Source organism: Chamaesiphon sp. VAR_69_metabat_338, from assembly GCF_031423935.1.
Taxonomy (GTDB): domain Bacteria; phylum Cyanobacteriota; class Cyanobacteriia; order Cyanobacteriales; family Chamaesiphonaceae; genus Chamaesiphon.
This window is the reverse complement of the sequence record NZ_JANPGM010000100.1, coordinates 1-6,909: the sequence shown is the minus strand read 5'-3', so window position 1 is coordinate 6,909 and position 6,909 is coordinate 1. Positions and strand designations below refer to the sequence as shown.

Here is a 6,909-nt window from a genome sequence, read left to right as displayed (position 1 = left end):
CCCCTTTTTAAGGGGGGTTAGGGGGGATTCAGATCTCAAAACGAAGTCCGACAGACTTGTGTATACACGGTAGCTTTTTAAGGGGGGCTAGGGGGGATTCTCTAGGGTTTGCAAGTGTTAATCTATACTTTTCAAACACCCTCTTAGATAGCGATCGATCTTCAGCTAATTTTCGACTCGTTGCCAATAGCTAATCGGGCTGAGTTGGGGAGGTTGTTCTAATTTGGAAATCCCAAAATCTGTCCAAGTTCCGGCTTGGAAAATTGGTAATTGATTTTGACTAGTCATTGAGTTCCAACTATTCACCCAGACAGCACCAGTAATCTGGGGATTGGGATTGGGAGTGAGAGCATGGACACTCTCGGCATTGGCTAATGGGGCGTGAATGAAGGCTGTAATGGCGGCGTTATCTTTGACAATCAATTTGACAGTTTGGGCACTACCATAGAGCCGGAGATTGGGATGAGTGGCATTGACATTGATAGTTTGACTGCCAGCTAAATCGATATTGCCCTTGAGATAAAGATTAACTTTTTCATTAGCAGCGACATTGATAACAATTCGATCGAGATCTTGTAATTTAATTGAATATCCAGAGCTAGGATGATCGATATCCACTAAATAATGGTATTCCCGATTGGCATCTGGTACATCTCCAAACCCGACGCGCGGCAATTGAATGGAACTGGTAATTGCGGGTAATGGGATGGCGTTAGTAGGCGCAACCTTGGGAGCCGGAATTGGTGTAAATAGATCGGCAATAATTTGGCCGCTAGGTACGCCAGCAATCGGGGCGATATTCGTGGCATCGACACCAGTAATGCCATCGACATCTATGTTTGCTAACTGCGGACAAGTTACCCCCCGAATTTGTCCGGTAATTGGTTGCGTGGGGCTGAGATTGAAGGTATTTGCCCACAATGCTGGCGGTGTAATACCGGCTGATTCGCTACCAACTGGGATCTCTACGACTAAACTATGTTTGGAGACATTTTGAGGATTATTATAAGCACTCATTTCGGCGGTAATAGTCAATTTACCCGCCCCATTTTGATACTGATAATCGACAACTCGATATCGACCTTTACGAGCGTCACCACTATCGAGGGCGATCCAAGTACTGGTTTGAAATAAGTTAGCTTGTTGCTTGGCAGCAAGGATGTCGATCGATCGACAGCTCGATTGGACTATTGGTAAACTATCGAGTGTGATGCGCCATTGGGAAAGGTTTTTTGTTGCCAGTAATTTGTGGCGATCGAGAAATGATTGAAATCTAATTGCACCAGCTTCGGAAACGCTCAAGGCACGATTTAGCTCGCGTTGAGAAACAGTTGTTACTCGATCGCTCTGCGAACGCCCGATTAGGCTAGCTGCAATAATTATCATCATTAAACCCATACCTAGCGCGAGCGGCATCGCAAATCCCGCTTGATGGCGATCTCGCTTGCTGCCCACGATCGAAAATTTTGGTATCATCAATTTTACGAATAAATAAACAGTTGCATCCCAATCTTGAATGCCTAAATTACTGCAATTAGCTCAGCTTGCGACAAGTATCAGCGATCGCATTGTAAGTACCCAAACGAATGATGCCGAGTGGAGCAGAAACAGTGAGACAACGTGTATTTTTAGGGCTGTCTCTAATTGATAAAATTACGGTTTTATTAGTAGTGGTATTGCCGCGAATTCCATACTGAATTTCACCGTCAGCTCCGGTATACTCGATCGAGATCGCTGCTGGTAAATAGCGATCGCCATCTAACAAACACCCGCGATCGCCGACAATTTTGCGAGCGACTTTATCTAATGTCAAAGTACAACCCCGATCGCGGCGCATGGCCTCGCGTTGGGCTTGTTGGAGGCTGCCGACTACCATATCTGTGGCTTGCGTCAGATTAGCTCGATCGATCGCTGCTTTCAGGCTCGGAAATGCGATCGCGACCAAAATCCCGACGATCGCGACGACAATTAACGATTCGGCTAAAGTAAAGCCGCCAACCTTACTGGCACTGGAGCGCAGCATCTGCCATCACCTCCGTATAGCTGTGCGAGATTGGCTGCTCCAAATTGCCCCCACTCGTGGGCGTGACTGTATATTGAATTCCCAAAATTTTAGCTTCGGGATTTTCGGGAGTAATTGGAATGCTTAGCGTGCGGGCGATTTGAAAAGTTTTGCCCGTACGACTGGTGGCAACTAAAGCTGCTAGTGGATAATCGGCGGTACCAGTGACATTGCCGCCAGCAATAGTGTCCCGCACCAAGTCCGCAAATCCCAGATCGCTGCTCGTGGGATGACATCGCAACCGATTGACGGTAAACGGCAGTTGGCCGATCGCGATTTGAGATCGAATTGTTTCTAAGTCTGCTTGTACCCACCTGTCGGCTTCCGCCATGTGCAAGGTTTTGGACTTGAGTAACATCGCGACGACCATGCCTTGCAAGGCTACCGCCACAAAAATCGTCGTTATTAAAATCGCCAGTAACACCTCAGACATGGTAAATCCACCTGTCTGAGCTTGAATGCGGTCGGTGCTAGCATCTATTCGATCGATTCTCGATCGGCTTATAAATCGATCGTGCCAAAAAAATGAAAATCGCTGGGGCTGGTTGGTATGCATGAAATTGGCAGCCAGATACCCCCAGCGGGGGATCTAGATTGCTAGAATTTGTTGAGGTTCACACCTGCTTCCTTCGCCATTTTTGCCAAACTTTTAATTTCGAGGGTTTTGATTGCTTTTGTTGAAAGCTTCAAACGGACGAAACGATTGCCTTCAGCCCACCATACTCGTTTCCACTGCAAGTTAACTTGCTGTAGCTTTTTAGTACGGTTGTGAGCGTGAGAGACTGCCATCCCATTGTTTGCTCTTTTCCCGGTCAGTTGACATACGCGAGACATAATAAACCTCCTACTTGAATACCGTTCGCAAGATCGCGACACAGCATCCCATTGTAGCTAATTTTTAGACGCGCACGGAACTGAAAATTTACTGGTGTTGGCCAACTGACTACAGATGTACGCCGGATGATGTTAATCCTAGCTCGGTATCATAGAACACCACAATCAGCAATTGAGCGCAAGTTGCTCGCAGCAAAGACCAATTTTAGTCTAAATCGCTCACATCGACTGCCCCTTGTCTAAGTAATTTCCAGCCCGTTTGCTGCCATGCGATGACTGTCGATGGTTGTCCCGCTGATGGGAGATCTGCGGCTAGCTGGAGTGCGAATACCTCAGGAAAAGCATCGCTAATCGCCGACATCGTCAGTAACGGTGGCTGTCCCGATAAATTGGCACTCGTCGTCGCCAAAGCACCCGTCGCCTGGAGGATCGATCTCGCGATCTCTCCAGCAGGGACGCGCAGCCCAATCGTCTGAGTACCGAGGGGATTCATCACCGCTGGAATCAGATCGGTGGCTGGCAGTACCAGCGTCACCGCGCCAGGTAAATAACGCGCGGCAACTGACTGCCAGATGGCTAATTCTCGATCGGTACCCTTGGTAAATTGCCACAGCTCGGCAACATCGCTCACCATTAAAATCAGTGGTTTGTCGTGACTGCGTTGTTTGAGATCGAAGATGACTTCGGCATCGATAGGGCGGGTGGCTAAGGCTGGCACCGTATCGGTGGGAAAAGCGATCGCTCGACCTTGGCAGGCGGCGACGATCGCGCGATCGATCGGAACTATCGGCACGGGATGTAGATCTGGGGCACAGATGAATATAAAGAAGATCGATCTAATTTTAACAATCGTCCGAACGTAATTCTAGATTGGTGATGCCATTCGATATTTTTATGCTTTGAGATGATATCTGTCTCTTGAAGATATCGAGATCGGGGCGATCTCTAAGTAGCTACGTATCATATCATTGCGGTTGGCTATATTTTTAACATTTAGTTGATGTGTCGGTCGGCAGTTTGACGGATTTAGTCAATCAAATGCAATTGTTATAATGTTGGATTGATGAGATTTTTAGAGTAGATTACATGCAGAGCTTGCCAAAATCGCCAGAATCTATTGACTTAAACTTTATTGATTATCTGTCGATCGTGAAAAGGCGATGGAAGCCAGCACTGATTATTTTTGCAGCTACAGTTGCAACCGGAATATTCGCAGCATCTATCCTCAAACCATCTTATCAAGCTGATGGCAGATTACTCTTCAAAAACTCCACTTATAAAATAGTCGGAGCTAATCTAACCCCAAGCAATATCGAAGGTGGCGAATCTGGAGACTTAAAACCCCTAGTCTCGACCCAAAATCCGCTGTCAACGCAAATCGAAGTTATGTCTGCTCGCTCCTTGTTACAGCAGACAATCGATCGATTGCAGCTCAAAAACAAAGATGGTAAACCGCTAACAGTGGTCGGCCTCCAATCGAAACTAGCAATTAAATTGATTGGTGGTGCCGATATTTTACAAGTAAGTTATAAAGATAACGATCCGCAGTTAGCTGCGAAAGTGGTAAACACGATCATGCAGATCTACATCGAAAATGATATTGCTGTCACTCGTGCCGAGGCAGAAAACGTTAGTCAGTTTATGGCACGACAGTTGCCCCAAACCCGCAGATCGCTCACACAAGCCGAGATCGCCATCCGTAAATTCAAACAGCAAAATCAGGTGGTAGACTTAGCCGAAGAATCCAAAACAGCAGTGAGCAAGATTGCCAATCTTGAATCTGAAATTACGACGGCAAAATCGCAACTAGCCGAACTCACTGCCCAAAATCAAGAACTGCACCAAAAAATTAGTTTGAATTCTCAGGATGCAATGACTTTTAGTGCGACGAGCCAATCGCCAGCAATCCAAGGAATTCTCGCTCAAATTCAAGACTTAGAACGCCAACTTGCGATCGAAAATAGTCGTTTTTCTAACAATAATCCGATCGTGATCGGACTAGAAGAGAAGAAAGTTAAGTTAACCGCTCTATTGAAGCAGCAAATTCTGAGTGCGACTGGTAGTGCTACCGAATTACCCGCCGGAGCATTACAAGTTAGCGATACCAAGCAAAATCTCATTAAGGAATTACTGCAATCAGAAGTGAAACGTACTGGCGCACTCGATAAAGTCAGTTCGCTCCAAAACGCCCTGAGTGCATATAAAAAAAGAGTGCGAGTGATGCCCCAATTGGTACAAACCCAAAACCAATTAGAACGGCAATTAGAAGTATCTAAATCTACATATCAGAATCTCTTAAAGAAGGTTCAGGAATTAGAGCTAGCAAAAAATAATAAAGCATCAAATGCGCGAATCGTTGACAAAGCTAGCGTACCCGATCGAGCAGAGAATAACATTAAGTATCTAATTGGAGGCTTAAGCGTATTAGGTGGAGCTTTTTTGGCGACGAGTGCGATCGCCTATTTAGAAATGATAGCTAAACCAGCAGCTCGTCCCGAGGATGTTAGCAAGATCTTCAGACATCGATTGCTAGGCCCGATCCCAGACCCCAACTCTGGTTACTTTAGCGATAATAGTAGCCTCCAGCAAACTCAATTAGAAGCTGTAGTGAGTGAGTTGCGCCAGTCTCTGGCCACAGAAATGTCGCAAATAATTCAATTTAACTTGAAATTTGCCAACTCAAAAAAAGTCCTCAAAACGATCGCCATTACTAGTACGGTACCCAATGAAGAAAAATCTCAGAAAGCGGCTAATTTGGCAGCCGCGATCGCTGGACTGGGTCAACGAGTGCTATTAGTCGATGCCGATATCCGCAATCCCTATCAGCATCAAGTCTGGAATTTACCTTTAAATAAAGGCTTGAGCGAGCTATTAGCAGGTACGGCTCAATTTCAAAAAGTGGCTTGGCCAGTGATGGACAACTTAAATGTATTAACTGCGGGCATCACGCTGCCAACATCGCTATTTAGTTTTGACTCCGAGCAAATGAAGTTACTCGTTCAAGAAGTTTCGCAGTCATATGATTTTGCGATCGTCGATATGCCCCCATTACTAGTATCGCCAAATGCGATGAATCTCGGACAGATGAACGATGGGATCTTAACGATCGATCTCAATGATTAGCATCGGTCTATTTAGAACGAGTTGCCAGCCACTCGATGACTTGCTGACCTAAATTGACATTATTTAATCGATCGATCTCGCGAATGCCGGTGGGACTGGTCACATTCACCTCAGTCAGATACCCACCGATGACATCGATACCGACAAAATATAAGCCAGCCGCTTGGAGCTTGGGCGCAATTTCGGCACACATTTGGTACTCTCGATCGGTAATATCCACCTGTGCGCTGCGCCCGCCGACAGCCATATTGCCGCGAAACTCTTTGCCAGTCGGAATCCGATTCACCGCCCCTAACGGCTTCCCATCGAGTAAAATAATCCGCTTATCGCCATCCTTGGCAGCAGGCAGAAACTTTTGAATCATCAGCGGCTCGCGATCGCGTCCCGTGCTGACTTCGATCAGGGAATTGAAATTGCGATCGTCTGGAGTCAAGAATAAAATTCCTTCGCCACCCTTACCACCCAACGGCTTGAGGACTGCCGCCCCGTGGGTTTCCACAAACTGCCGAATCACCTCTTTATCGCGCGAGACGATCGTATCGGTCATCCAATGAGCAAATTGCAAAGCGAACATTTTTTCATTCGCCGCTCGCAAACCCGCCGGACTATTGACTACTAGCGTTTTGGCAGGATCGAGACAGTCGAGGATATAAGTCGTATACAGATATGGCACATCCACAGGTGGGTCTGTCCGCATGAATACGGCATCCATTTCGTCCAATGGGGTAAATACTACATCTCCGAGCTGATACCAGTCTTGCTGCGCCACCCAGCGCCCATCCTGAAGCTGTACGGGAGTAAGTTTGACCGACTGTAGAAACCCCCAGGCGCGACCCGCAACGACACTTAACTTTTCGGCTTGGGTAATCCAGACCTGATGCCCCAGTCGA

General features: G+C 46.7%; 7 protein-coding genes. 1 reads left to right on the top strand and 6 read right to left on the bottom strand.

The window, feature by feature from the left end; genetic code table 11:
* Positions 1 to 165: 165 nt before the first annotated feature.
* From RMO84_RS02950 to RMO84_RS02930, 5 genes are all read right to left on the bottom strand, one after another.
* A complete protein-coding gene (locus RMO84_RS02950; RefSeq protein WP_310486956.1) occupies positions 166 to 1,476 on the bottom strand; it encodes a hypothetical protein in 1,311 nt (436 codons plus the stop codon).
* Between the two features lie 58 nt (positions 1,477 to 1,534).
* Entirely contained in the window at positions 1,535 to 2,023 is a 489-nt protein-coding gene (locus tag RMO84_RS02945) for a prepilin-type N-terminal cleavage/methylation domain-containing protein (protein ID WP_310486955.1), read from the bottom strand.
* Entirely contained in the window at positions 2,001 to 2,618 is a 618-nt protein-coding gene (locus RMO84_RS02940; protein ID WP_310486954.1) for a hypothetical protein, read from the bottom strand. The genes RMO84_RS02945 and RMO84_RS02940 overlap by 23 nt, the downstream gene beginning before the upstream one ends.
* 41 nt (positions 2,619 to 2,659) lie before the next feature.
* On the bottom strand, positions 2,660 to 2,896 hold the full coding sequence (gene rpmB / locus RMO84_RS02935; RefSeq protein ID WP_310486953.1) for a 50S ribosomal protein L28: 237 nt from the start codon (positions 2,894 to 2,896) through the stop codon (positions 2,660 to 2,662).
* Between the two features lie 205 nt (positions 2,897 to 3,101).
* Positions 3,102 to 3,689, bottom strand: a complete 588-nt coding sequence (locus RMO84_RS02930; RefSeq protein ID WP_310486952.1) for an L-threonylcarbamoyladenylate synthase — start codon at positions 3,687 to 3,689, stop codon at positions 3,102 to 3,104.
* 356 nt (positions 3,690 to 4,045) lie between these two features.
* Here RMO84_RS02930 and RMO84_RS02925 point away from each other — a divergent pair, with 356 nt between their 5' ends.
* Entirely contained in the window at positions 4,046 to 6,019 is a 1,974-nt protein-coding gene (locus tag RMO84_RS02925; protein ID WP_310486951.1) for a polysaccharide biosynthesis tyrosine autokinase, read from the top strand.
* Positions 6,020 to 6,026: 7 nt separating this feature from the next.
* Here the strand turns inward: RMO84_RS02925 and gshB are convergent, their stop codons facing one another.
* Positions 6,027 to 6,905 (bottom strand): glutathione synthase, encoded by an 879-nt coding sequence (gshB, locus tag RMO84_RS02920; protein ID WP_310486957.1) that lies wholly within the window; start codon positions 6,903 to 6,905, stop codon positions 6,027 to 6,029.
* Positions 6,906 to 6,909: the final 4 nt, after the last annotated feature.